At 44.3% G+C, this 230-nt stretch carries 1 pseudogene; it reads left to right on the top strand.

Annotated elements, in window-relative coordinates:
• Window positions 1-230: pseudogene (locus Q4563_RS23235) on the top strand (Si-specific NAD(P)(+) transhydrogenase); the annotation flags it as partial.

Here is a 230-nt window from a genome sequence, read left to right as displayed (position 1 = left end):
CTCCAAGGCATTACGTCACGCCGTCAAACAGATTATTCAGTTTAATACCAATAATATGTTCCGGGAGATTGGTGAGCCACGCTGGTTCTCATTTCCACAGGTATTAAAAAGTGCCGAAAAAGTCATTGGCAAGCAGGTCAAGTTGCGTACCGAGTTTTACGGTCGCAACCGTATTAACGTATACACAGGCAAAGCCCGTTTTGCAGATGCCAATACGGTAGATGTATATC

The organism is Gilvimarinus sp. 1_MG-2023 (assembly GCF_030548285.1).
This window is presented reverse-complemented; position numbering and strand designations above follow the sequence as displayed.